This is a genomic window from Enterobacter cloacae complex sp. IR5459, assembly GCF_049238005.1.
Lineage (GTDB): Bacteria > Pseudomonadota > Gammaproteobacteria > Enterobacterales > Enterobacteriaceae > Enterobacter > Enterobacter hormaechei_C.
This window is the reverse complement of the sequence record NZ_JBMKIG010000015.1, coordinates 17,675-40,474: the sequence shown is the minus strand read 5'-3', so window position 1 is coordinate 40,474 and position 22,800 is coordinate 17,675. Positions and strand designations below refer to the sequence as shown.

Below are 22,800 nucleotides of genomic sequence, written 5' to 3'. Positions count from 1 at the left end.
ATAATCGCGGCGCGACAAGTATAAAAAACAACCACTGCATTTTTTGCCATAGCTTGTGGTATACTCCGCCGCCTTAACTTTCATCGTCGCGCTCATGCGCTGTTTTATAATGAGGAAAATAAATGAGCACACCTGAATTTGCCACTGCCGAGAATAACCAGGAACTGGCACAGGAAGTAAACTGCCTGAAGTCGCTGCTGACGCTTATGCTACAGGCGATGGGCCAGGCTGATGCTGGTCGTGTGATCATTAAAATGGAAAAACAGATCGCGCAGATGGAAGACCAGGCGGAATCCGCTGTTTTTGCCAATACGGTTAAGCAAATTAAACAAGCCTACCGCCAGTAACAAAAACGGCTGGATGCAAAGCATTCAGCCGTTTTCTCGTCTGACACGCAGAACGTGATATCAGTCAGATAAGCCCCGTCGCCGCGGCATAACACGCTATCTGGATCTTATTCGGTGCGTTGAATTTCTTCTGCATATTCTTCTGGTGGAAATTGACGGTATTTTCCGAGATGGAAAGAATGATGGCGATTTCTGCCGACGTCTTCCCTTCTGCGGTCCACTTCAGAATTTCCCGTTCACGCTTGCTGAATTTCATTTCAGGCGGCATCACCGTCTCATGTTCAAAGCGCAACAGCGTAGTGAGCGCCATCTGGACCAGCATTTGTAAACGCAGCTCAACTTCTTCACTGGATATCGAGTGTGCCTGTAAGCTGGTACATGACACGGAAAGGAAACCGAGCGCATGATTTGGCATCATCAGACACTGCGTTATTCCCTTGCGTAAACCGTGATCCCGCGCGCCGTCCCATAATTGCTGGGCATCCGTGAATAATTCATCCGTCCAGGGCAAATGTCCCTGAATGAAATTCTCCGGCTTCAGTACCGGGTCAATGGCGAAATAATTTTCGGATTGATATTGCGCCATCCATTGTTGCGGATAACTGGAATGGACGGATGTTCGCGGGCGGGTAAATGGCACAGGGTGTCGAACACAAAGCGCATAATAATCGAATTCAAGCGCCTGCGTTTGTCGCTGAAGTTCCTGATATACCTCGTCAGCACAGGTCATTTGCTGAAACCGGAGGACGCATTCCCGTCGCCAGGTGAAAAAGTCTATATCCCTCATACTTGCCGAATGAAGCCTCTGATAAAGATAATCATTATTATGGTGAATATAACCTAACACATTTAGCATGATTATTTATATAAAATATCGGCCACAGGCAGATTATCTTTAATTTGGCGATGGCTTATCCACTTCAGGCGGAATAAAAAAGCAACAGAACGGAGTTTAAGGGAGGATAATTTGCTCCAGAAGCGGCATCTGGAGCAAATTGAACGCTAAAATGCTACTGCATTAAGAATTTTTCAAGGAACTGACGGGTACGTGGCTGCTGCGGATTGGCAAACAGCGCTTTAGCTGGCCCCTGCTCAACTATTCTGCCCTGATCCATGAAAATAGCCCGATCGGCAACGTCGCGGGCGAAGCTCATTTCATGCGTCACAATCACCATCGTGCGTTTCTCCTGCGCCAGCTGTCGGATGGTGTTCAGCACTTCCCCGACCAGCTCAGGATCGAGCGCGGATGTGGGTTCGTCAAACAGGATCACATCAGGGCGCATCGCCAGCGCGCGCGCAATGGCGACACGCTGCTGCTGCCCGCCAGATAAGCGACGCGGATAGCTCGTCTCCTTCCCTGCCAGGCCAACCTTCGCCAGCAGCTCGCGGGCGCGGACCGTGGCGTCTTCCTTAGGTTCCCCCTTGACGATGACCGGCCCTTCAATAATGTTTTCCAGCACCGTGCGGTGCGGGAAGAGATTAAAGCTCTGGAACACGAAGCCGACATGCTGGCGCAGGCGGCGAATCAGCCCTTTTTGCTGGCTGATAGGTTTCCCGGTATCAATGGTGATATCACCCACGCGGATCGTCCCGCCTTCGGGCTGCTCCAGTAAATTGATGCTGCGCAGCAGCGTGGTTTTGCCTGACCCGCTCGGGCCGATAATTGCCACCACTTCGCCCTGCTCAACCTCAAGATCAATGCCATGCAGCACCGTTTGCCCGTGGAATTTTTTCACCAGGTTTTTGACGTCAATTGCACTCATTTTGGATCACGCTCCTGGCGGTTAAGCTGGTTTTCAAAATAGTTTTGCAGAGCGGACAGCACCGTCGCCATCACCCAGTAAATCAGCGAGGCCGCCAGATACATAGTAAACACTTCCAGCGTACGCGAGGTGATCAGCTGCGCCTGACGGAACAGCTCCGGCACCTGAATGGTCGCCGCAAGGGAGGTGTCTTTCACCAGGCTGATAAAGCTGTTGCTCAGCGGCGGCAGCGCCACGCGCGCCGCCTGGGGCAGGATCGCCCGGCGCAGCGTCTGCCACGGGGTCATCCCGATACTGGCCGCCGCTTCCCACTGCCCTTTATCGATGGAGGAGATCGCCGCACGCAGCGTTTCAGAGGTGTACGCCGCTGTATTCAGCGACAGGCCAATCATCGCCGCCGGGATCGGATCCAGCTCGATACCGAACTGTGGCAGCCCGTAGTAAATCATAAACAGCTGGGCGATAAGCGGCGTTCCGCGGAACACGGAGATGTAAAACCGCGCCAGCCATCGCACCGGCCAGATGTTGGACATGCGCATCAGTGCCAGCACAAACCCGAGCACCAGCCCGAAGAACATCCCGCCGATACTGAGCTGTAAAGTAAACACCGCGCCTTTAAGCAAGAACGGCAGCGAATCAATAACCAGTTGAATACTTTCTTGCATTATTATTTTTCTACCTGATTTTTAGACATGAGGATGATAGGCAAACAGCGCAGGCGCTCCGCCAGTATGAACAAACAAAATAGGTCCTTCATCCTTAAAGCGCTTCCGGGCGATGCCGTCGATCAGGCCCGCCATTGCCTTACCGGTATAGACCGGGTCAAGCAGAATACCTTCGAGACGGGCCAGCAGCTTAACGGCCTCCATCCCTTCATCATTGGGGGTGCCATAGCCCGGCGCGAAATAGTCATCCCACAGCAATATTTCCGCCTTCGCCTGAAGCGCAAGCTGTTCAGCCACCGCCTGTTGCAGGGTGACGACTTTCGGCTTTTGGTCCGCAACGCTTCTGGAAACCGTCACGCCAATCAGCTCGACCTCCGGCATCAGCTGCTCAAGCCCGACCGCTAAACCGGCATGGGTCCCCGCACTGCCGGACGCCACCACCACCGAGGATAAACTTACCGCGCCTTCGCACTGCTGAGCGATTTCCAGCGCGCTCTCAACATAGCCGAGGGCACCCAGCGCATTCGAGCCGCCAACCGGGATCACGTACGGACGAAAACCCTGCGCTTCCAGACGCGTCGCCAGCTCGTCGAGCTGTGCTGCCGGGTCGGTCAACGCGTCGACCATTTCAACCTGCACGTTGAACAGATCCAGCAGCAGACGGTTACCGTTAGTCAGGTAATTCTCTGCCTGCGTCCCGATCGGGTTCTCCAGCAGGGCTACGCAGTGGAGCCCCAGCTTTGCCGCCACTGCCGCCGTCTGGCGAACGTGGTTAGACTGAATTGCCCCGGCGGTGATCAGCGTGTCCGCGCCTTCGCGCAGGGCATCGGCGGCGAGAAATTCCAGCTTGCGCAGCTTATTTCCGCCCATCGCCATGGGCGTCACATCGTCACGCTTAATGAATATATCGCGCCCCAGATAGTCAGAAAATCTCGGGAGAAACTCCAGCGGCGTGGGTGCGCCGATAAATTCCAGACGGGGAAAGCGCGTTAAATTCTGTAGTGACATGGTTCCTCCGGTCACGCAAACAATTGTTATTTCATTATGCACGCAGACGCGCGAGAAATAAAAAAGGCGCTTTTAAAAGCGCCTTTTTTTGTCAGTCAGCGACTTATTTCGTCACGTCTGCGCCGAACCACTTCTCAGAAAGCGCTTTCAGGCTACCGTCTTTCTGCATCTCAGCAATGGCACCATCGATGGCTTTCAGCAGATCTTCGTTACCCTTACGCACCGCCACGCCGGACTCCTGACGGGAGAACGCATCACCCGCGACAGCCAGGGTATTGTTGGTTTTCTTCACCAGATCCAGCGCTGCCAGGCGGTCCACCAGAATGGCGTCGATACGGCCTACGCGCAGATCCTGGTATTTCGTCGGGTCATCATCGTAGGTACGGATGTCCACGCCCTGCACGTTCTGGCGCAGCCACTCTTCGTAGTTGGTGCCCAGACCGACGCCGACTTTCTTACCTTTCAGATCCGCTGCGGACTTGATGCTGCCTTCGTTACCTTTCTTCACCAGCGCCTGAATACCGGACACGGTGTACGGCGTGGAGAAGTCATACTTCTTCTTACGTTCGTCAGAAATGGTTACCTGGTTAATCACCACGTCAATACGTTTGGAGTCCAGTGACGCCAGCATCCCATCCCATTTGGTGGGTTTCAGGGAGGCTTTAACACCGAGGTGTTTTGCCAGCTCCTGCGCAAACTCCACTTCAAAACCGGTCAGCTTACCGTCGTCGCCCTGGAAGCTGAACGGAGGATAGGTTCCTTCCAGCCCAACCAGCAGCGTGCCGCGCTCTTTAACTTTGTTGAGCAGATTCTCTGCCGCGAACGTTTTCACGCTCATCCCCGCGACCAGCGCAACGGCCATCATCCCCATCAGCGCCTGACGACCCAGAAGTGCTAATTTCATAAGTACTCCGATACAGTGGAATTTTTGAGTAGTGTAGAGAAATCGCCTGCAACGTCAAAGGCGGCTGCGCTACATCTTATTCTTTTTTAATATATATCAGAAGTTGTTCCGGCGCGGACTTTCTGCTTTATGACGCCCGGCATCTGGACTTTATATTGTGCATACTTTCGCAGCGCGATGCGGTAATTGTTGGTACTGGTGGCGGGCAGCCAGGGCTCCAGATTTTCATCCAGGTATCCGGTCGTCAGCAGATCGCGGGAGATATTTTGCATGGTCAAATGCTGACCCAGGCGGCGCAGGCGAACCACGTATTCACGCACGGTGCCGTGACTCATCTCCGTTTGTTCAAACAGGAACTGCTTGAAGCCGATAATATCGAAGAAGTCGCTTTGCTCTTTGCAATGGAGATCGCCACAGAAACGGCAAAGCGCTACCCACTCTTTTTGCTCTTCAAGCCAGGCGGCTTCATCCATCAGCGTATCGAGGCGGGAAATCGCAATCTTATTCACGATTTCACCGCGACGAACCAGCGTGATGCGGTCGAGTAATTTTTTACAGTGGGCGCAATGCGTCTGGCTGTGTTTAAAGTCTTTCAGGTAGCGGCTTAAAGGCCGTCTTTTAGATTGCTGCACCGTCATGATAACTCCTGGTTGTCAATACGTTGTGCGGCATTTCCAAGGCGAATGACTCACCTATAACTTACCCAGTTTTGTGCGCAGGCGTTTAATGGCCTGGCTGTGCAGCTGGCTCACCCGTGACTCGCCCACCTCCAGCACGGCACCAATCTCTTTGAGATTGAGCTCTTCCTGGTAATAGAGGGTTAACACCAGTTGCTCACGTTCCGGTAAAGCTTCGATCGCTTCCATCACGCGCTGGCGTAAATTCCCTTCCAGTAAATGGTGTAACGGGTTTTCTTGCTGATGTTCATCGGTCACCAGCTCGATGCTATCGCCATGCTCTTCGCGCCACTCATCATAAGAGAAGAGTTGGCTGTTATTGGTATCGAGCAACATCTGGCGATACTCTTCAACAGGAATGCCCAGACGCTCCGCTACTTCGGTTTCCGTCGCGTTGCGCCCCAGCTCCTGTTCCAGCTGCCCCATCGCATGCGCCACTTCGCGCGCGTTGCGGCGAACGCTGCGCGGCACCCAGTCGCGGCTGCGCAGCTCGTCCAGCATCGCACCACGAATACGCTGCACTGCGTAAGTCGTAAATGCCGTTCCTTGCAGAGCGTCGTACCGGTCAACTGCATTCAATAACCCGATACCGCCCGCCTGTAGCAGATCGTCCAGTTCCACGCTCGCCGGCAAACGCACCTGGAGGCGCAATGCTTCGTGACGCACCAGCGGAACATAACGCTGCCACAGCGAGTGTTTATCCATTACACCTTCAGCGGTATAGAGTGAATTCACGATAAACAGCCCTGCGTTAGTTGAGTTATCGGCATGATTATCCGATTCTGGAGGGGTTTTAATCGGGTGAATAGTGGGTGAAATGAGGGGTTATTTGGGGGGTTACGCGTAAATGCGGACAGAAAAAACCCCGCCGAAGCGGGGTTTGAGCTTAATCAGGCGATTAGCCTTGCAGCAGAGACAGAACCTGCTGAGGAACCTGGTTAGCTTTGGCCAACACGGAGTTACCGGCCTGCTGAACGATTTGCGCTTTAGACATGTTGGACACTTCGGTCGCATAGTCGGCGTCCTGAATACGGGACTGCGCTTCAGACAGGTTGGTGGTGGTGTTGTTCAGGTTGGTTACAGCAGAATCCAGACGGTTCTGGATAGCACCCAGTGAAGAACGGAATTTGTCTACCTGAGCGATAGCATCATCCAATGCTTTCAGTGGATCATTAGTAGACTGTTGAGATTTTGCAGCATCAGCACTGATCAGAGTTGTTGCACCAGCTGCCGTCTTACCAAGATAAACATCTTCTGAAATCTGTGGACCCGTTGGGTTAGCAGGGTCAGTAAACAGTGAAGTTACATTTCCAGTTGAATCCACGTCGTACTGCTTGCCATTAATTTTGAGTGTGCTACCGGTTTTAGTGGCCCCTTGGAGGTCAAGGTCAGACAGCTTGGCTTCACGGTTAGCCGTTGATGCAGCTGTAGTCAATTGACCAGATGCCGCATCGGTATAAATTGAATCAGTCGTAGTGAAGGTTGCGCCAGTACCTGCAGGTGCGGTAGAAGTACCAACTTTGAGCGTTACATCTTTACCATCAACGTTTGCTTTCAGGGTTGCGTTGCCGTTAGCGTCAGCTGCACCCACAAGTGTAAGATCAACACCATTATAATTGATTTTCGCGCCATCAGCCTTGCCAGCAGCCAATGCAGCAATTGCCTGTGCTTGCGTATTGTCAGTGGTATCAATAGCCGCAGTGTTGGTTGTCTTGGAAGCACCTGTCAAGTTACCAGTTGCAGCATCGATATACTGCGCAGCAGGTGTAGCTGCATCATCAGTTACAGCGCCAGTTTTAACATCAACATGATAAGTTGAAGTTGTACCGCCAGAAGTTACTGAATAGTTATCAGTACCAGTTGCACCAAAGTCAGCGATCAACGTACCAGCGGTAACTTTCTGAGCACCGTCAACATTGAAGCCAGAGAGGCCCAATGTTTTCGCGTCAATTTGCTTGAGATCAATACTGATGGTCTCACCATCATTCGCACCAACTTGGATTTTCATGGTGCCATCTTTAGCGAGAACGTTCACGCCGTTAAACTGAGTCTGACCAGATACGCGGTCAATTTCAGATAGACGGGATTTGATTTCGTCCTGGATTGAAGACAGGTCAGAATCAGAGTTAGTACCGGTTGTTGCCTGAACGGTCAGTTCACGAACACGCTGAAGGTTGTTGTTGATTTCAGACAGCGCGCCTTCAGTGGTCTGCGCCAGAGAGATACCGTCGTTAGCGTTACGTGCAGCCTGAGTCAGACCTTTGATGTTAGAGGTGAAGCGGTTAGCGATAGCCTGGCCCGCAGCGTCATCTTTCGCGCTGTTGATACGCAGACCAGAAGACAGACGCTCGATAGAAGAAGACAGAGCGGACTGGTTCTTGTTGATATTGTTCTGAGTGATCAGCGAGAGGCTGTTGGTATTAATGACTTGTGCCATGATTTCGATTCCTGTTGTTCATCAAATCTGTTTGGTTAGATTTGGGTTTCCACCCTTCGGCTTCATCGCCGTCAAAGGTGTTATCGTCTGGTCCAAACCAACCTTTAGATATTTTTTCAGGATCGCGATAATTTTTTTAGCCACGGAAAAGCTCTTCTCTATTACCGCTATTCCCGCCATTAAAAAAAAGAAATTAACCGTAAACTTTCCCCCATTGAGGCCGATAACCCCACTATTCGTTCTACGTGTCGATAGATTAAGGAATAAATATGGCAAGTATTTCATCATTGGGAATCGGTTCTGGCCTTAAGTTGGCAGACATTCTGGATAGCCTGACTGCAGCGGAAAAAGCCCAGCTAACGCCGATCTCAAAACAGCAGACATCCTATACAGCCAAGCTGAGTGCATACGGCACGTTGAAAAGTTCTTTGGAAGCGTTTCAAACCGCAAATACAGCGTTAAACAAAGCTGATTTATTTACGGCTACAACTACGACGAGCAGTAGTGACGCATTCAGTGCAACCACAACAGGCAGCGCCATTCCGGGCAAATACACCATCAGCATTTCTCAGCTTGCTCAGGCGCAAACGCTGACAACTAAAAACACCCAACCCGACACCAAAACGGCAATCGCATCAACAGACAGTAAGATCACCTTTACTCCGGGGAATGGTAAAGATCCGGTATCCATTGATATCAGTGCAGGAAACTCTTCCTTAACTGGGCTCCGCGATGCAATCAACAAAGCTAATGCGGGTGTGTCAGCAAGTATCATTAATGTTGGGAATGGGCAGTATCGCCTTTCTGTGACCTCAACTGAAACAGGGGCAAATAACGCGGTCAGTATTAGCGTTAGCGGTGATAGCACACTCAAAAGCTTTTTGGGTTACAACGGTACCAGCGATGATGCCAGTAACGGCATGACAGAGAGCGTAACGGCTCAAAATGCAAAACTGAAGATCAATAACGTTGATATTGAAAACAGTAGCAACACCATCAGTGATGCTCTGGAAGACATCACGCTTAATCTAAACAATGTTACGAAAGATAATCAAACAATTACTATTGCCAAAGATGCATCCAAAGCTGAAACAGCTATCAAAGCTTGGGTAGATGCTTATAACTCGCTTCAGGATACCTTCGCCTCATTAACAAAATACACAGCCGTTGATGCCGGAAGTGATGCGCAAGACACAAGTAATGGTGCACTACTTGGTGACACAACTTTGCGTACAATCCAGACACAGCTTAAAAGCATGCTGAGTAATTCTGCAAGTACATCAAACATTAAGTCACTTTCACAAATTGGTATTACCAGTAACCCAAGCACAGGGAAACTTGAACTAGATAACACCAAGCTTGAAACTGCACTCAGCAAAGATTCATCAGGCGTCAAAGAACTCATCGTCGGTGATGGCAAAAAAACCGGTATCACTACTGCAATGGCAACCAATCTGACTGACTGGCTATCAACTAAAGGCATTATCCAGGCAGCGAAGGATGGCGTAAGCAAAACACTGAACAATTTGACGGCTCAATACAATGCTGTTAGCGAGCGAATTGATAACACTGTCGCACGGTACAAAGCTCAATTTACCCAGTTGGATGTAATGATGACATCACTAAACAACACCAGCAGTTACCTGACACAGCAGTTCGAAAATACGTCTTCCAACAAGTAGTAACAGTTAATCAGACCCGAGGGGGATAACATGTACGGCGCAAAAGGCACACAAGCCTACGCAAAGATAGAAGTTGAAAGCGCGGTGATGAGCGCCAGCCAGCAGCAGTTGGTTATCATGCTATTTGACGGAGCCCTCAGCGCACTGGTACGTGCGCGTCTGTTCCTTGCAGACGGTAATATCCCGGCAAAAGGGCAGGCGCTCTCCAAAGCGATTAATATCATCGAAAATGGCCTGAAGGTCGGATTGGATGAAGAGAGTAAAGACGAGTTAACACAAAACCTGATCGCTCTCTATGCCTATATGGTTCGTCGCCTGCTTCAGGCCAACCTTCGCAATGATGCCAGTGCCATCGAAGAGGTGGAAAATTTACTGCGCAATATTGCGGATGGCTGGAAGGAGGCTGCAGGTATACCAACTCTTGTCCAGGACGCCGTCTAATGAGTAACGCACCGCAACTTTATGCCCTTTATCAGCAACTCCTTGAGCAGAGCCAGTTGATGTTGCGACTGGCCCGGCAGGGACTATGGGATGATCTGATCATCTGTGAAACCGACTATGTTAATGCGGTGCACTCACTGGCTCGTCTCACTCAGGAAAGTGAACCTTCGACGCAGATTCAGGAGCAGCTTCGCCCGACGCTGCGGGTGATCCTGGACAACGAAGGCCAGGTAAAAACGTTGCTGCAAGCCAGAATGGATGAACTGGCGAAGCTGGTTGGTCAATCCTCCATCCAGAAAACCGTTCTCTCCACCTACGGTAACCAGGGCGGTCATGTCCTGGTTCCGCAAAGTAATAGCGATATCAATTAGCCATTTAACTGGCGGGCAAACGTTAACCGTTTCGTTCGCCAGGCATTTCTGCCAAACCTGCTCCATACTTGAGTTTCGCGACCTCATGGAGATGGTGCATGCGCAACCCAACACTTTTACAATGTTTTCACTGGTACTACCCCACCGGCGGTGAACTGTGGCGAGAAGTCACGGCATTAGCCCCCAACCTGAACGAAATCGGCATCAATATGGTCTGGTTACCGCCGGCCTACAAAGGGGCATCCGGCGGCTATTCCGTCGGGTATGACTCTTATGACCTTTTCGACCTCGGTGAGTTTGACCAGAAAGGCAGCGTCGCCACCAAATACGGCGATAAAGCCCAGTTGCTGGAGGCCATCAACGCCTTAAAAAGTAACCAGATTGCGGTGCTTCTGGACGTGGTGGTCAACCACAAAATGGGGGCCGATGAGAAGGAACCCGTCCGCGTGCAGCGCGTGGATGCGCAGGATCGCACCCAAATCAGCGATGAGATCATCGAATGCGAAGCCTGGACGCGCTACACCTTCCCCGCTCGGGCCGGCCAGTATTCGCAGTTCATTTGGGATTACAAATGCTTTAGCGGTATCGACCACATTGAAAACCCCAATGAGGACGGTATCTTCAAAATCGTCAACGACTACACCGGCGAAGGCTGGAACGATCAGGTCGACGATGAGATGGGCAATTTCGATTACCTGATGGGTGAAAATATTGATTTTCGCAACCATGCGGTGACGGAGGAGATCAAATACTGGGCGCGCTGGGTGATGGAGCAAACCCACTGCGACGGCTTCCGCCTGGACGCGGTAAAACACATCCCGGCCTGGTTCTATAAAGAGTGGATTGAGCACGTCCAGGAGGTGGCCCCGCAGCCGCTGTTTATTGTGGCGGAATACTGGTCTCACGAAGTGGATAAATTGCAGCACTACATCAATCAGGTGGACGGCAAAACGATGCTGTTTGATGCGCCGCTGCAAATGAAATTTCACGAAGCGTCACGCCAGGGACGCGACTACGATATGAGCCAGATTTTCACCGGTACGCTGGTGGAAGCCGATCCGTTCCATGCCGTGACGCTGGTTGCCAACCACGACACCCAACCCTTGCAGGCGCTGGAAGCCCCAGTTGAAGCCTGGTTCAAACCGCTGGCCTACGCGCTCATCCTGCTGCGTGAAAACGGCGTGCCGAGCGTGTTCTACCCGGATCTTTTTGGCGCCAGCTATGACGACACCGGCGGGGATGGCGAGACGTATCACATCGATATGCCGGTGATTGAACAACTCCACGAGCTTATCCTCGCCCGGCAGCGTTTTGCCCACGGCGTGCAGACGCTGTTTTTCGATCATCCAAACTGTATTGCGTTCAGCCGCAGCGGGACTGAGGAGCACCCGGGCTGTGTGGTGGTGCTGTCGAATGGTGATGACGGCGAGAAGACGATCTGCCTCGGGGAAAATTACGGCAATAAGACCTGGCGTGATTTTTTAGGCAACCGCGAGGAAACCGTGACCACGGCGGCGGATGGCGAAGGGACGTTCTTCTGTAACGGGGGAAGCGTCAGCGTCTGGGTGATTGAGGACGCGCTGTAGGGCTGGAACAGTGCGGTCTGCGGACCCGCTCCCGAAGCGTACGCCATCCTCACAAAATAATGTCTGCACAGACGGCCCCCTCTCCCTTGAGGGAGAGGGCTGGGGTGAGGGGGAACATACGGCTCTGGTGGTCATTCCGTTCACGTTATGTTCCTTGCTACTCTGTCACAACATAACCGGTGAACGTGCCAGGGTGGCTCAGTCGCCACCACCCTGGCGACCCGGGCTTCCGGCGGAAAATCGCCGCTTCGCGGTGCCTTCGGCTTATTCCTTCCGGCTTATCGGGGACGGGCGGAGGTAACATCCCTGTAAAGCCCGCCCTCTCGGCGCATCCCTGCGCCTCGCCCCGGCCTACAGGAAACGCCTCAGCGATTTACAGCCGGACCAGAGCATCGCTGAAAGCCTTCAGTCGTTCTCAAACAAGTTTTTTGCTTCGGGTTAAAAGTTACGGAAGCTTACTCTCCAGCGGATTCTTACTCAGGTAATCTGCGCATTCCACCGTTGGACGGTCAACCTTGTACAGTTCCATACCGTCATACTCCAGCGCCGCCCCATCACGCTCCAGCGGATAGACATCCAGCTTACGCGTCACGTTATAATAATCATCTGAACGCAGCATGATCTTACCCGGCACCGCGATAACGCGCTGCCACTGACGGCAATCCAGCGTATCCCCCTCTGGCGTCACCACCAGCGTGGCAATCGCCTCCGGGCTCACCATCGCGCTCTGCGGCCCTTTCGACTGCCAGTAACCTGCCAGATGCGAAGGTGCCGGATGCTTAACCACTTCCTGATAGTTTTCGACCTGAACGCATCCCGCTAACGTCAGCATTGCAGCCACAATTGCTACTTTTTTCATCATCTTTCCTGCATGCGAAGAAAAAAATATTGTGGCATTAAAGCCATCAGGCTGCCAGCGTAAGATTGGAAGGTTTACACCTGCATCCCCATGACATGAGCATACATTTTTATTAATCGACAAAGATCGTCCAAGAGCGCACCAAATAACAGATGGTTATAGTCGTCAAAAACATCAGTCGTCTAAGTTCGCCTTAGAACGAGTGCTGTTTTGTGCCCCACCCATGCCCCACCGCTAAACTTTGCGTAGCTCCTTCCAGTTTCGCAACTTGCCGCTTTACGCCTTCCCATACCATCAGCATAATCACCACCGATCCGATTGTAAGATTTATCAGGTGCGCACCTCTTTTATCGGACAACAAGCAAATCTGAAAATCTCGTAGTGTATCGAGGCGACAGCATTTCACGCTTCATCTGCCACTGCTGCTGTATACCCTGCCCGGCAAAATAGAGCGTGCCCTTTCCGTCCTTTGCATTCAGGTGATCCAGCACTTCCATTAACTTCTCGCTACCAGCTCGAGGCGCACTGTCGTCGAACAGATTGAGCTGGGCCACGCCCTGGCTGAAGAAGTCGCCCAGCATGACACCCGCTTTCTGGTACCGGTGACCGTCCTTCCATATTTTGTCCAGACACTTTACCGCGGCGTTGATGATGTCTCTGCTGTCCTGCGTTGGCGTGAGCAGCCTTACCGATGCGCTGTTTCCGTAATACGGCTCATTAAGGGCAAATGGAGAGGTCTTGACGAAAGCGGAGATAAAACGGCAGTACTGATGCTCACCACGTAGCTTCTCAGCACCACGGGCCGCATAGCTGCAAATAGCCTGCCTCATCTGCTCATAGTCTGTAATGCGTTCGCCAAACGATCGGCTGCATACAATTTCCTGCTTTACCGGGGCGAACTCCTCCAGATCCAGACATGGCTCGCCGCGCAGCTCCCGGACGGTTCGCTCCAGCACAACGTTAAAGTGTTTTCGGATAATCCACGTGCTCTGCTCTGAGAGGTCCAGTGCTGTTTTGATGCCCATAGCGTTCAGTTTCTTGCTGATGCGCCGACCAACGCCCCAGACATCCTCCACAGGAACAAGCGCCAGTAGCCTCCTCTGCCGGTCGACGTTTGAGAGGTCAACCACCCCGCCGGTCTGCCGTTGCCATTTTTTCGCAGCATGGTTAGCCAGCTTCGCCAGCGTCTTGGTCTGGGCTATGCCGACTCCGACTGTAAGATGCGTCCGCTGTAAAATAGTCGCGCGGATCTCTTTCCCAAATTCAGTCAGGTCCCGGCAGTTTCTTACGCCAGTCAGGTCGCAAAAGGCTTCGTCTATGCTGTAAATTTCCACGCGGGGGCTCATTTCTTCCAGCGTGGTCATTACCCGGCTGGACATATCTGCATAGAGCTCGTAGTTGCTGCTGAAGCAAACAACACCAGCGCGCCGGAACAATTCCTTCTGCTTGAAGAACGGCTCACCCATCGCTATCCCGGCAGCCTTTGCTTCTGCGCTACGCGCTATTACGCACCCGTCATTATTCGACAGAACGACAACCGGCCGCCCGCGCAGATCGGGTCTGAACACCGTCTCGCAGCTGGCATAAAATGAGTTCACATCAACCAGGGCAAACATCACATCACCGGATTGTCGTCTACCCACACCGGGATAATGGTATGAGTCACCACACCAACAAAGCGAACATCATCTAATGCCTCGCCCTCTATGGCCTCGCCGTCATCAGTGATTAGCGCATCACCGGCCCAATATGCGTGCTGCTGTCTGCCGCAAAACCAAATGAGTAAGGTGTCTCCGCGCTTAAACAGCGATGAGTACTCAATGACATCGTAGCCGTCCTGCGTTTCGACAATGTTGGCAGATGGAGGAATGAATGGCTCCGGAGCCGCAACCATGGCGGCATGAATGTCTGCTGTGCATGGCATAATCACCTCACAAAATAACTGTATGCATATACAGTATCGTCAAATATGAGGGTCGATCAAGTTTCACAGTGATGCTAAACTTCAGACCTTTCCGAATTTGCTGATTTTTATAATGTTAAAGATATTTAGTCGTTATGTTTCAGTTGGCGTAATTAACACTGCCTTACATTGGTTATGCTTTGGTGCTCTACTTCATTTTTTTGCCGTCGGGCAAGCTCTGGCTAACGTAATAGCATTTTGCATTGCTGTTACCTTCAGCTTCTTTGCAAATGCAAAATGGACTTTTAATGCTCAGGCAACTTCAAGTCGATACATAGCATTTGTTGCGTTCATGGGGCTTATGGCCGCATTAACCGGCTACATTGCAGATGTTATAGGGGCTCCTCCGATTGTGACCCTTGTTGGGTTCTCCGCGTTTAGTCTCATAGCAGGTTTTGTTTACTCAAAGTTCATTGTCTTTAGGGATGCGAAATGAAGATTTCTTTGGTTGTACCCGTCTTCAACGAAGAAGACGCAATACCTATTTTTTATAAAACGGTGCGGGAATTTGAAGGGCTCAAGCAGCATGAAGTTGAGATCGTCTTCATAAATGACGGCAGCAAGGACTCCACAGAATCTATTATTTACGCACTTGCCGTTGCCGATCCTCTTGTTGTTCCGCTGTCGTTCACTCGCAACTTTGGGAAAGAGCCTGCGCTATTCGCTGGTCTTGATCACGCCACCGGTGAAGCAATTATCCCTATTGACGTTGACTTGCAAGACCCTATCGAAGTCATTCCGCACCTGATAGAGAAATGGCAGGCTGGGGCCGATATGGTTCTGGCTAAGCGATCTGACCGCTCTACTGACGGGCGCCTGAAACGAAAGACCGCTGAGTGGTTCTATAAGCTGCACAACAAAATCAGCAATCCAAAGATCGAAGAAAACGTTGGCGACTTCCGTCTGATGTCTCGCGAGGTAGTGGAAAACATTAAGCTAATGCCAGAACGCAATCTGTTCATGAAGGGTGTTCTTAGCTGGGTCGGTGGTCGTACTGATGTTGTCGAATATGCTCGCGCAGAACGGGTTGCTGGCAGCACGAAATTTAATGGCTGGAAGCTGTGGAACCTTGCACTTGAAGGGATCACAAGCTTTTCTACCTTCCCACTACGCATGTGGACTTACATCGGCCTTTTCGTTGCCGGCGCTGCGTTCCTATATGGTGCATGGATGATTTTCGACACGCTGGTATTCGGAAATGCAGTACGCGGATATCCTTCATTGCTGGTTTCTGTACTTTTCCTTGGTGGCATACAGTTAATCGGGGTAGGAGTTCTTGGTGAGTATATTGGCAGAATCTATGTAGAAGTTAAAAAAAGACCGAGATATATTCTTAAGGGAAAAAAATGAGATTTCATAAGTCAGATAAACTTATATTTTTGCTAGCCGCTTTATTCAGCCTTCCATTTTTGTTGAATGCTGAATTATTTAAGGACGACTTATATAGGGCTGTTTCTGGAGATCCGAGCTATTGGGATAAAGATAGCCGACCGCTAACAACAGTACTAATGAAGGCGTTAAATTTAGGGGATATGATAACTGATGTGTCTCCTCTATCCTTTATCCTTGCTATGGTGTGCATGATAATATCCGCCATTATAATTTCAAGGGCCATATCATCTAACAGACCTTCATATTTCTCATCAGCATTCGCATCGCTAATATTTTTAAATCCTATGTTTATAGGTAATGCAGTATTTTCATTTGATAGTGCCACCATGGGTGCGTCTATAGTAGTTGCGATTGCTTCAGCATATTTCTTTTACAATAGAAGTTATATCGATGTCGTCTGGAAAATCGTCGCAGTAACTTCTGTCATGTCAATGTATCAGCCTTCTTCTGCTCTTTTTGTTACAATGACAGCCTTTATTGTTATTGTAAAAATACTTGAACATGAGAGCGGGTATATCAAGGTATTGATATTAAATGCCATTTCTTTTGTTGCCGGTTTCACGATTTACACCCAAGTGGTGCAAAAAATTTATCCGCCAAATGAATATGCCTTGAGAAATTCTCAGTTTATTGATTTCGATAATGGAATTCTTACCGGATTACATGATGCTTTTAGTCGCAATCTTGATCCTGTGATAGGCTCAATGCCTTCTATTGTTAAGGCTACTTTAGTAATTACTTTGGCAATATCAGTAGCTTGTGTAATCAGGTACGCTTTTTCACGTGATTACAAAATACAAGATCGTATATTATTAGTAGTTAGTTTTGCATTCTCACTGATAATGTTCTCTGGTTTTTCTCTAGCCGTAAAATCAGACTATGTTATGCCTCGCGTGCTAATGTCACTTGGCTTAACGCTATGCCTTGTATTCTTCATGGCACACAAACTAATAGGATTTAAAAAAATATCATATCTGGCATATGTTATATTTGCAGCCAACTCAATTAACATATCCTATTCATTCAACAATGCCATAAAGCATCAGAATAGATTTGATTCAGTTATTCTGACTTCAATATCTTCCGCGCTGCATCAAAACGGCATAAAGACCATTGACAACATTAATATTTCAGGATGGCCTCCAGTTTCTCTTCCTACTAAAGTTGCCTTTAGAAAATACCCATTCTTTAAAACTATCATGCCGCAATATCTTTCAAGCACTTGGGGTATCGGAGCGGTAGCTCCTTACTATGACATTACATACAAAAATAGGTTCTATAACAATTTAGAGTTAAAGAAAAAGATTATTTCGAATGGTGTTAAGATATTTACTTCTTGTTCGGTAGATGTCTTTTCTGATAGAAAAGATGTTCTTTTAGACTTTACAAATAAATGTTAAAAAAGAGGGGCTTTCGCCCCTCTCCGCCCTGATCAAATTTTAAAGAACATAATGCGAAGTAGATCTAACAGATAATGTTTGTCCGCTTGTTCCTTTATTTATCAATCCAATCTTCCCTCCAGAGAAACCAGCGACTTGTTGCGTAACGGTCGCTCCACTAGTTGGCTTAACTGTAATGGTCGGATTTGTTCCAGACAGGCCAGCTGTAAGCGTGACCTCACCTGTCACATCGCAAGTCAATGTGCCGACAACACTAAGAGCGCCGAAAAGCATCGTCGAGATCTCAATGCCAGTCGCCACTCGCTTGGCAACAACTCCACTTTGTGACGTGGGTTTGTAGTAAAAAACCACACCACAATCAACAGGCAAAGATGACAAGACAACATTCTGAACATTTGATGATTTAGTGGCACCATACATATCAGGTGCTTCATCATTTGCTGTTTCTGCACCATATGCTAATAAGAGATCTGCTTTATCTCTTACCTGCCCGTAAACACCCTTTATCGCATTTGCAGCCAGGAATACAGAGGCGTTCTGAGAACATGATTCGTTCAGCTCTCCTCTGAATAACAGAGCGGGAGGGTATACTTTTGACGGTGTACCATCGTAAACAATCTCAATCTGATTCAGTCCTTTTCTAAGGATTCCAGTTCGAGTGGTGAGTTTGTTCGTAAACGATGAGACGCCATTACTCGCGATATTACCCGAAAAGAATGCTGCATTACGGTTATCTTGTTGTCGGATAGAGATGGAGTTTGCGCGACCTGTTGCAACATATGTTGGGTTATACGGTTCAAAAATAACCATTGATATATCAGAAGTATCACACCAGACAAAATATCGTATGGTTAAATTTTCAGTAGCTGGGGAAACCACGCCCCAGCCAGTTAAACCATTTAGATACGTGTTTCCACTCAACCGCTCCATACCAACGCTGTACGTGCTACCAGACGGGAAACCAAATGGCTGGATATCATTATCAACTGTTGGTACGAAGTTATTCCCTTTTTTCGCAGTGTGGACTCTATACGGCATAACAGCCTTTGCTGCATATGCGCCGATATATTGATGGCCCAGAGGAGCAAAATGCGTGTTATCAAAAGTGCCATCTGTCGGGCGCCGCGCAATATCTTCAAGCGTATAGCTTCCGAGGTCTCTGTACATCTCAGTTACTGGCTGAGACAGATCAAGGAACTCGACCGCTGGGAACAGGCGTTCAATATGCTTCTTGATTGATGCTTCTAGCGCCGCCCACTGTGAGCCATTCTGGTTCATTGAAACAACGCAGACAGCACATCCATAACCCCAAGCCTTGCGAATAAACTGCTCAAAGCGGAACAAATACTGATCGAACCCTAACGCATCTAGTTGCCCGTTATCGTTAACGCCCATGGACATGAAGCAAACGTCTGGCGGAACATTCCCGTATGCAGTGTTTTTGAAAAAGCCATGGTCAAAGTTACGATTAGCCCAGCCATCAATGAGTCGCTTTCCTGATGATGCACAGTTCTCGGCTTTGAAAATGAAGGAGTTATTTTTAGTAAAACGGTTAAGCCAGTCCGTGAAGGTACGGAACCAGGAACCTGCGCCACCATTGCTATTGTGGTCGTAATTAGTCGAAGACAGGTCCCCGTTTGAATCCGTTGGGTTAGCAACCCACCCGGTTCCGTATGCTCCGTCTGTGATTGAGTCACCAACGATACCAACACGACATTGCGTATTGCGGCGAGCGAACTGGTTTATTACGTTGAATGCAGTGTATTTGCTGCCATGAGTGGCCAGTGAAACGTCAAACACATGCTCGTTACCCCATGGGTCGCGAGTAAGAATTTTCCCTTCACCGGTGAATTTGGTTACATCATCATCTGGCAGGAAATTACAGCGTAGCTGGACACCATTCGGAACATAAATTTGTCCTGTGTAAGCGTATACTGCTGCGCGGTTATCAGTCGTGCTATCAATGACGACCCCTGGAACATATTTTACAGCTAATGCGTCACTGCGGTATTTACCGTTGCTTAGCTCTGTCCTTAAAGCGGCATCCCCAACACTGACCCACTTCCCGTCACCAATACCGCCAGTGCTATCGGGAGTAGATCCTGGGGGAACTACTTTGGGGAGGGTTCCGTCCCATCTGTAATATTCCCCGTTGCTCTTCCAGCGCAGGCACTCGTTAGCAAGGCTAATGGTGCTGCCATCTTCAAAAGAATCCTTCGTGATATAGCCATAATTCAGAATTGCCTGATTCGCATCGTAATTTATTCCCGCAATTGTACGATGTTCATCGCCGAACCTGTCAACATAAACATGATTTTCTGACGTAACGAACTCGTCGATTTTGCCTGCGTTAAACTTCAGATCACGCGGGGATTCGCTCGGTACTGGCAGATTAGTAGGTGTAGTGGCCATATTTATTCCATAAAAAACCCGGCGCGATGGCCGGGTTAGGTTTGTCGGGGGGGGCGGTTCTTATTCGTAGATGGCGTCGCTGTATTCCGCGACGGTCAGAGATACCGTGTTATCTGTGTTCGGTTTGATGCTGTTGACTGTCCATAGCTGACTGTCCAGTTCCTCAACGGTCGCAATGAGATAGCGCGACGGGAGCTGCACAGTGTCACCGTTCCATATGTTGAGCTGAATGTTAGGGATAGCCGCGGTGAATCCGTACTTCGTGTCGCTACGGGCGGTGGCCGGATAACGAAGAGTTGGGTTACCCAGGCTGTCGGTAACCAGCACATACATCGATCCGGTAAACGTGATCGGCTCGCTGGTATCGAAGTCATTCCCGGAGCGGCCGGTGACGTAACCACCCTGCTGGTTGCTGTCGTAGATGTCTGGCATCTGAATGACGCTGCCGACCTGGATAATGCCGTCCTCAAACACCTTGGCGTTCATCTTCACGCGCGAGTAGATCAGGCGCTTGGTTTCGCGTAATGCTCGCTCCCGGGCCTGATACTCATTACGGAAGCCGACGATCTCCAGCTTGTTTGGGTTTTCCGCTTCCTGCTCAACGATGGCACCGTTCAGCACGCGGTAGTTGATGTACGTCTTGTTGTTCGTGGTCGGGTGAACGTAGGAAACCTGCACACCGTCATAACCACCAGGCAACGTGGCTTCGTACGTCATTTTGTACTCGTCCGTCTTCATGTTGGCCCGGTTGAATACGGCCGCCGGGTAGTCAACCTTCTGATCGCGGGTAAACGTCAGCACGCCGTCATCCCAGTACGCCACCACCGACGCCGCATTACAGATCGCCTGCACGCGGTCGCCAAGTGAGTCGTTCTCGTCGTCAAATGTGTAATCGAAGTAGCCCAAGCGCTCGTCAGGCAGACTTTCTGCGATAGAGTACAGCCCATACAGGTCAATGCTGCTTACCGGCTGCTCGCCCATAATCAGCCAGGTATGCGCCACCGCATCAGCGAACGAGCGCGACGGCCTCAGGGTGTAATCCACCATTTGCGTGTCGAGGTCGTATGTGATGGTGTGGCGCGTCACCAGCGCGTTGTATTTGCGCTCACGGCTCCCCAGTGCATTCTCGGTCGCCCGGACTTTTACGCGCACCAGCGTGTCGGTCGGGTGAACGACGTTTGTCCTGATGTTGATGCTGTGGATCTCTTCTACCTTGAGCAGTGACGCGTCGCCGGAGTTATCCGTGCGCTGGAAGCTGACCGCGTATTTCCCGAACCCGCCGGTAGGAGTGATCTTGTCGGTGCGATAAAACACCTCGCTCGTCGACTGGTGCGGCGTCGTCTGCCGGTACGTAAACGTCTGCTGCGTTCCCGGCACCTGGTTGTAGTCGTCGTCGATTTTCCAGATGACAACCTTCCAGTTGGTCTCTTTCTTCCCGCCGAGGCTGGACTGGGTATGCAGCCACAGCTGCGTTGACTCGACCGGGGAAAAGAACGGGCCAACCACCAGCGCCTCGTTATCGTTGAGGATGAATTTCGTTGTGTTGATCGTGGCATTCGCCGGGATGTCCTGCGGACCCTCCAGCTGGTTCATCGTGAACGTGTACCAGCGCACGGGATTCACCACCGCGCCATCGTTTGTTTCAACGGCGGATATCAGCGTGCCGGAGAATGTAGCATCGGTAGTCACGGTGCCGGAGGCCGTGCTGTACGTCACGTTGATGGTGAAAGTCACCGCGTGCGGCAGCACCAGCCCCATGAAATAGTCGAACTCAGCCTGCTTAACGATTTTCATCGCTATCTGGCCGCCGGAATACGTTCCGCTGACCACCGTGTTTGCCGTTGCTGTTTCGATAGGGAAGTCGCTGGCCTCGTTCTGCCCAGGGACCTCCTGCCCGTCGACGTCATCGAACCCGTACCCCTCAACGATCTGCGGGATTACTTCGCCAGGGTGGAAGAACTGGAATTCGGCACCGGCCAGAGAGCCCAGGCTGGATTCTGAGTAGCGCACGGACTCGTAATCGTATTTGCCGATCCCGATGCACATCCACTCTGTAACGTACTTCAGGCCGCCGTCTGTGGAAGTCTGGTGTACATATTCGAATACCGACTCCTGAATCAGATCCGGGAACGAACGAATCTGGCCATAGATATCCGGCTTGGCCTTGTAAACGCGAGCGGTATTTGTCTGACCGGTCAGGCTATTGTTGGGCGAGTCGACAGTATTACCGCCGTTGTTCGCTATAGCTGGCTTCGGCGCCAGGAACGAAAATACCTGGCCCACCACTTTAAAGATCGGGCTCAGGATGTCGTCGACAATGCCCTTTGGCTGGTCGAATATCTGGATGTGGTCCAGCTCGCTCAGTTCAAACGCCAGCTCATCATCGTCGCCCAGCTTTACGCCGTTGCGGACGATCAGCAGGTCGCGGTGAAAAGTAGCGTCATTGGCCGCCAGCCAGTCATAAAAAAGGGTGCCGTTTGGCACCCTGCAACGCAGCTTAGGCGTTCCTGGAAAATTCGATATCTCAACCAGCGCCATATTCGAAAAACTCCACTTTGGTGAATGCCCGCTGAATGACCAGCAACGAGTCCATGCGCACGCTTCCGTTCTCTCCACGCGAGTGCAGCGCCTGCCGGTTCAGTACCAGGCCAACGTGCGCCGGTTGCGCGCCGCGGTACCCGACAAATATCCCCCCGTCGACCGGTTTATCGACCTTGCGCCAGAAAACGACGTCTCCCTGATAGCAGGTGAAGAAATCCTCCCCGGCTTCGTAACCCGGCGTCTGGTGCAGCTCAATGTCGAGCACATGTCGGTAATACAGCACAACCAGCCCCCAGCAATCAGTCTTTACGAATGAGCAGGCGCGGTTAGACCACGGCACGCCGATCATCCT

23 protein-coding genes are annotated in these 22,800 nt (G+C 50.7%); 9 read left to right on the top strand and 14 right to left on the bottom strand.

Translation table 11 applies throughout. The features are described from left to right. The first annotated feature begins 55 nt into the window (after positions 1-55). Together ACOTX4_RS22725 and ACOTX4_RS22720 are read left to right on the top strand one after the other, a co-directional pair. The gene (locus ACOTX4_RS22725; RefSeq protein ID WP_418235935.1) at positions 56-136 is read left to right on the top strand and encodes a hypothetical protein; all 81 of its coding nucleotides are present in this window, start codon (positions 56-58) and stop codon (positions 134-136) included. Further along, a complete protein-coding gene (locus ACOTX4_RS22720; RefSeq protein WP_003859644.1) occupies positions 123-347 on the top strand; it encodes a DUF2594 family protein in 225 nt (74 codons plus the stop codon). The genes ACOTX4_RS22725 and ACOTX4_RS22720 overlap by 14 nt, the downstream gene beginning before the upstream one ends. Before the next feature lie 64 nt (positions 348-411). Here the strand turns inward: ACOTX4_RS22720 and sdiA are convergent, their stop codons facing one another. From sdiA to ACOTX4_RS22680, 8 genes are all read right to left on the bottom strand, one after another. Then, complete coding sequence (gene sdiA / locus ACOTX4_RS22715) at positions 412-1,134, bottom strand: transcriptional regulator SdiA (RefSeq protein WP_003859639.1); 723 nt, start codon at positions 1,132-1,134, stop codon at positions 412-414. 223 nt (positions 1,135-1,357) lie between these two features. Next, a complete protein-coding gene (gene tcyN, locus ACOTX4_RS22710; RefSeq protein ID WP_003859634.1) occupies positions 1,358-2,110 on the bottom strand; it encodes an L-cystine ABC transporter ATP-binding protein TcyN in 753 nt (250 codons plus the stop codon). Continuing rightward, a complete protein-coding gene (gene tcyL / locus ACOTX4_RS22705) occupies positions 2,107-2,775 on the bottom strand; it encodes a cystine ABC transporter permease (protein WP_003859632.1) in 669 nt (222 codons plus the stop codon). The genes tcyN and tcyL overlap by 4 nt, the downstream gene beginning before the upstream one ends. A gap of 21 nt (positions 2,776-2,796) precedes the next feature. Next, complete coding sequence (gene dcyD / locus ACOTX4_RS22700; protein WP_003859630.1) at positions 2,797-3,783, bottom strand: D-cysteine desulfhydrase; 987 nt, start codon at positions 3,781-3,783, stop codon at positions 2,797-2,799. 103 nt (positions 3,784-3,886) lie between these two features. Next, positions 3,887-4,687 (bottom strand): cystine ABC transporter substrate-binding protein, encoded by an 801-nt coding sequence (tcyJ, locus tag ACOTX4_RS22695; protein WP_003859627.1) that lies wholly within the window; start codon positions 4,685-4,687, stop codon positions 3,887-3,889. An 86-nt stretch (positions 4,688-4,773) separates the two neighbouring features. After that, entirely contained in the window at positions 4,774-5,325 is a 552-nt protein-coding gene (gene fliZ, locus ACOTX4_RS22690; RefSeq protein WP_015570235.1) for a flagella biosynthesis regulatory protein FliZ, read from the bottom strand. A gap of 54 nt (positions 5,326-5,379) precedes the next feature. Then, positions 5,380-6,099, bottom strand: coding sequence for an RNA polymerase sigma factor FliA (locus ACOTX4_RS22685; protein ID WP_003859623.1), 720 nt, complete (start codon positions 6,097-6,099; stop codon positions 5,380-5,382). Positions 6,100-6,262: 163 nt separating this feature from the next. Continuing rightward, positions 6,263-7,801, bottom strand: coding sequence for a flagellin (locus ACOTX4_RS22680; RefSeq protein ID WP_023303919.1), 1,539 nt, complete (start codon positions 7,799-7,801; stop codon positions 6,263-6,265). A gap of 269 nt (positions 7,802-8,070) precedes the next feature. Between ACOTX4_RS22680 and fliD the strand changes: the two genes are divergently transcribed. The 4 genes from fliD to amyA all read left to right on the top strand — a co-directional run bounded on the left by fliD (position 8,071) and on the right by amyA (position 11,881). Continuing rightward, a complete protein-coding gene (gene fliD / locus ACOTX4_RS22675) occupies positions 8,071-9,483 on the top strand; it encodes a flagellar filament capping protein FliD (protein WP_023303920.1) in 1,413 nt (470 codons plus the stop codon). A gap of 30 nt (positions 9,484-9,513) precedes the next feature. Continuing rightward, a complete protein-coding gene (fliS, locus tag ACOTX4_RS22670) occupies positions 9,514-9,924 on the top strand; it encodes a flagellar export chaperone FliS (protein ID WP_045329938.1) in 411 nt (136 codons plus the stop codon). Then, entirely contained in the window at positions 9,924-10,295 is a 372-nt protein-coding gene (gene fliT / locus ACOTX4_RS22665) for a flagella biosynthesis regulatory protein FliT (RefSeq protein WP_003859615.1), read from the top strand. Before fliS ends, fliT begins: the two co-directional genes overlap by 1 nt. Before the next feature lie 98 nt (positions 10,296-10,393). Beyond that, positions 10,394-11,881, top strand: coding sequence for an alpha-amylase (gene amyA, locus ACOTX4_RS22660; protein WP_045329940.1), 1,488 nt, complete (start codon positions 10,394-10,396; stop codon positions 11,879-11,881). Positions 11,882-12,326: 445 nt separating this feature from the next. Here amyA and yedD read toward each other — a convergent pair whose 3' ends face one another. The 3 genes from yedD to ACOTX4_RS22645 form a co-directional block, all read right to left on the bottom strand. Further along, entirely contained in the window at positions 12,327-12,740 is a 414-nt protein-coding gene (gene yedD / locus ACOTX4_RS22655; protein WP_045332691.1) for a lipoprotein YedD, read from the bottom strand. Between the two features lie 347 nt (positions 12,741-13,087). After that, positions 13,088-14,356, bottom strand: coding sequence for a Y-family DNA polymerase (locus tag ACOTX4_RS22650; RefSeq protein ID WP_044704326.1), 1,269 nt, complete (start codon positions 14,354-14,356; stop codon positions 13,088-13,090). After that, positions 14,356-14,664: a hypothetical protein gene (locus ACOTX4_RS22645; RefSeq protein WP_234707572.1), complete on the bottom strand. Its 309-nt coding sequence runs from the start codon at positions 14,662-14,664 to the stop codon at positions 14,356-14,358. The genes ACOTX4_RS22650 and ACOTX4_RS22645 overlap by 1 nt, the downstream gene beginning before the upstream one ends. A gap of 112 nt (positions 14,665-14,776) precedes the next feature. Here ACOTX4_RS22645 and ACOTX4_RS22640 point away from each other — a divergent pair, with 112 nt between their 5' ends. From ACOTX4_RS22640 to ACOTX4_RS22630, 3 genes are read left to right on the top strand one after another with little or no spacing between them, the layout of a single operon-like run. Continuing rightward, the gene (locus tag ACOTX4_RS22640; RefSeq protein WP_045332692.1) at positions 14,777-15,139 is read left to right on the top strand and encodes a GtrA family protein; all 363 of its coding nucleotides are present in this window, start codon (positions 14,777-14,779) and stop codon (positions 15,137-15,139) included. Beyond that, positions 15,136-16,053, top strand: coding sequence for a glycosyltransferase family 2 protein (locus ACOTX4_RS22635; RefSeq protein ID WP_045332693.1), 918 nt, complete (start codon positions 15,136-15,138; stop codon positions 16,051-16,053). Before ACOTX4_RS22640 ends, ACOTX4_RS22635 begins: the two co-directional genes overlap by 4 nt. Beyond that, a complete protein-coding gene (locus ACOTX4_RS22630; protein ID WP_045332695.1) occupies positions 16,050-17,495 on the top strand; it encodes a glucosyltransferase domain-containing protein in 1,446 nt (481 codons plus the stop codon). Before ACOTX4_RS22635 ends, ACOTX4_RS22630 begins: the two co-directional genes overlap by 4 nt. A gap of 39 nt (positions 17,496-17,534) precedes the next feature. Here the strand turns inward: ACOTX4_RS22630 and ACOTX4_RS22625 are convergent, their stop codons facing one another. Genes ACOTX4_RS22625 through ACOTX4_RS22615 form a run of 3 tightly spaced genes read right to left on the bottom strand, consistent with a single transcriptional unit; the run spans position 17,535 to position 22,797 of the window. Beyond that, complete coding sequence (locus tag ACOTX4_RS22625; RefSeq protein WP_275146570.1) at positions 17,535-19,907, bottom strand: hypothetical protein; 2,373 nt, start codon at positions 19,905-19,907, stop codon at positions 17,535-17,537. Between the two features lie 60 nt (positions 19,908-19,967). Next, positions 19,968-22,445, bottom strand: coding sequence for a host specificity factor TipJ family phage tail protein (locus ACOTX4_RS22620; protein WP_045332679.1), 2,478 nt, complete (start codon positions 22,443-22,445; stop codon positions 19,968-19,970). Further along, complete coding sequence (locus tag ACOTX4_RS22615) at positions 22,432-22,797, bottom strand: NlpC/P60 family protein (RefSeq protein ID WP_063938496.1); 366 nt, start codon at positions 22,795-22,797, stop codon at positions 22,432-22,434. The genes ACOTX4_RS22620 and ACOTX4_RS22615 overlap by 14 nt, the downstream gene beginning before the upstream one ends. Positions 22,798-22,800 lie beyond the last annotated feature (3 nt).

What these genes read in the sequence shown, in the direction of transcription:
- fliT (WP_003859615.1), top strand. Translation starts at nt 9,924, where the DNA reads ATGAGTAACGCACCGCAACTTTATGCCCTTTATCAGCAACTCCTTGAG.
- ACOTX4_RS22635 (WP_045332693.1), top strand. Translation starts at nt 15,136, where the DNA reads ATGAAGATTTCTTTGGTTGTACCCGTCTTCAACGAAGAAGACGCAATA.
- ACOTX4_RS22625 (WP_275146570.1), bottom strand. Translation starts at nt 19,907, where the DNA reads ATGGCCACTACACCTACTAATCTGCCAGTACCGAGCGAATCCCCGCGT.
- fliZ (WP_015570235.1), bottom strand. Translation starts at nt 5,325, where the DNA reads ATGACGGTGCAGCAATCTAAAAGACGGCCTTTAAGCCGCTACCTGAAA.
- dcyD (WP_003859630.1), bottom strand. Translation starts at nt 3,783, where the DNA reads ATGTCACTACAGAATTTAACGCGCTTTCCCCGTCTGGAATTTATCGGC.
- sdiA (WP_003859639.1), bottom strand. Translation starts at nt 1,134, where the DNA reads ATGAGGGATATAGACTTTTTCACCTGGCGACGGGAATGCGTCCTCCGG.
- fliS (WP_045329938.1), top strand. Translation starts at nt 9,514, where the DNA reads ATGTACGGCGCAAAAGGCACACAAGCCTACGCAAAGATAGAAGTTGAA.
- amyA (WP_045329940.1), top strand. Translation starts at nt 10,394, where the DNA reads ATGCGCAACCCAACACTTTTACAATGTTTTCACTGGTACTACCCCACC.
- ACOTX4_RS22630 (WP_045332695.1), top strand. Translation starts at nt 16,050, where the DNA reads ATGAGATTTCATAAGTCAGATAAACTTATATTTTTGCTAGCCGCTTTA.
- ACOTX4_RS22620 (WP_045332679.1), bottom strand. Translation starts at nt 22,445, where the DNA reads ATGGCGCTGGTTGAGATATCGAATTTTCCAGGAACGCCTAAGCTGCGT.
- tcyJ (WP_003859627.1), bottom strand. Translation starts at nt 4,687, where the DNA reads ATGAAATTAGCACTTCTGGGTCGTCAGGCGCTGATGGGGATGATGGCC.
- ACOTX4_RS22615 (WP_063938496.1), bottom strand. Translation starts at nt 22,797, where the DNA reads ATGATCGGCGTGCCGTGGTCTAACCGCGCCTGCTCATTCGTAAAGACT.
- ACOTX4_RS22640 (WP_045332692.1), top strand. Translation starts at nt 14,777, where the DNA reads ATGTTAAAGATATTTAGTCGTTATGTTTCAGTTGGCGTAATTAACACT.
- tcyL (WP_003859632.1), bottom strand. Translation starts at nt 2,775, where the DNA reads ATGCAAGAAAGTATTCAACTGGTTATTGATTCGCTGCCGTTCTTGCTT.
- fliD (WP_023303920.1), top strand. Translation starts at nt 8,071, where the DNA reads ATGGCAAGTATTTCATCATTGGGAATCGGTTCTGGCCTTAAGTTGGCA.
- ACOTX4_RS22720 (WP_003859644.1), top strand. Translation starts at nt 123, where the DNA reads ATGAGCACACCTGAATTTGCCACTGCCGAGAATAACCAGGAACTGGCA.
- yedD (WP_045332691.1), bottom strand. Translation starts at nt 12,740, where the DNA reads ATGAAAAAAGTAGCAATTGTGGCTGCAATGCTGACGTTAGCGGGATGC.
- ACOTX4_RS22645 (WP_234707572.1), bottom strand. Translation starts at nt 14,664, where the DNA reads ATGCCATGCACAGCAGACATTCATGCCGCCATGGTTGCGGCTCCGGAG.
- ACOTX4_RS22650 (WP_044704326.1), bottom strand. Translation starts at nt 14,356, where the DNA reads ATGTTTGCCCTGGTTGATGTGAACTCATTTTATGCCAGCTGCGAGACG.
- ACOTX4_RS22680 (WP_023303919.1), bottom strand. Translation starts at nt 7,801, where the DNA reads ATGGCACAAGTCATTAATACCAACAGCCTCTCGCTGATCACTCAGAAC.
- tcyN (WP_003859634.1), bottom strand. Translation starts at nt 2,110, where the DNA reads ATGAGTGCAATTGACGTCAAAAACCTGGTGAAAAAATTCCACGGGCAA.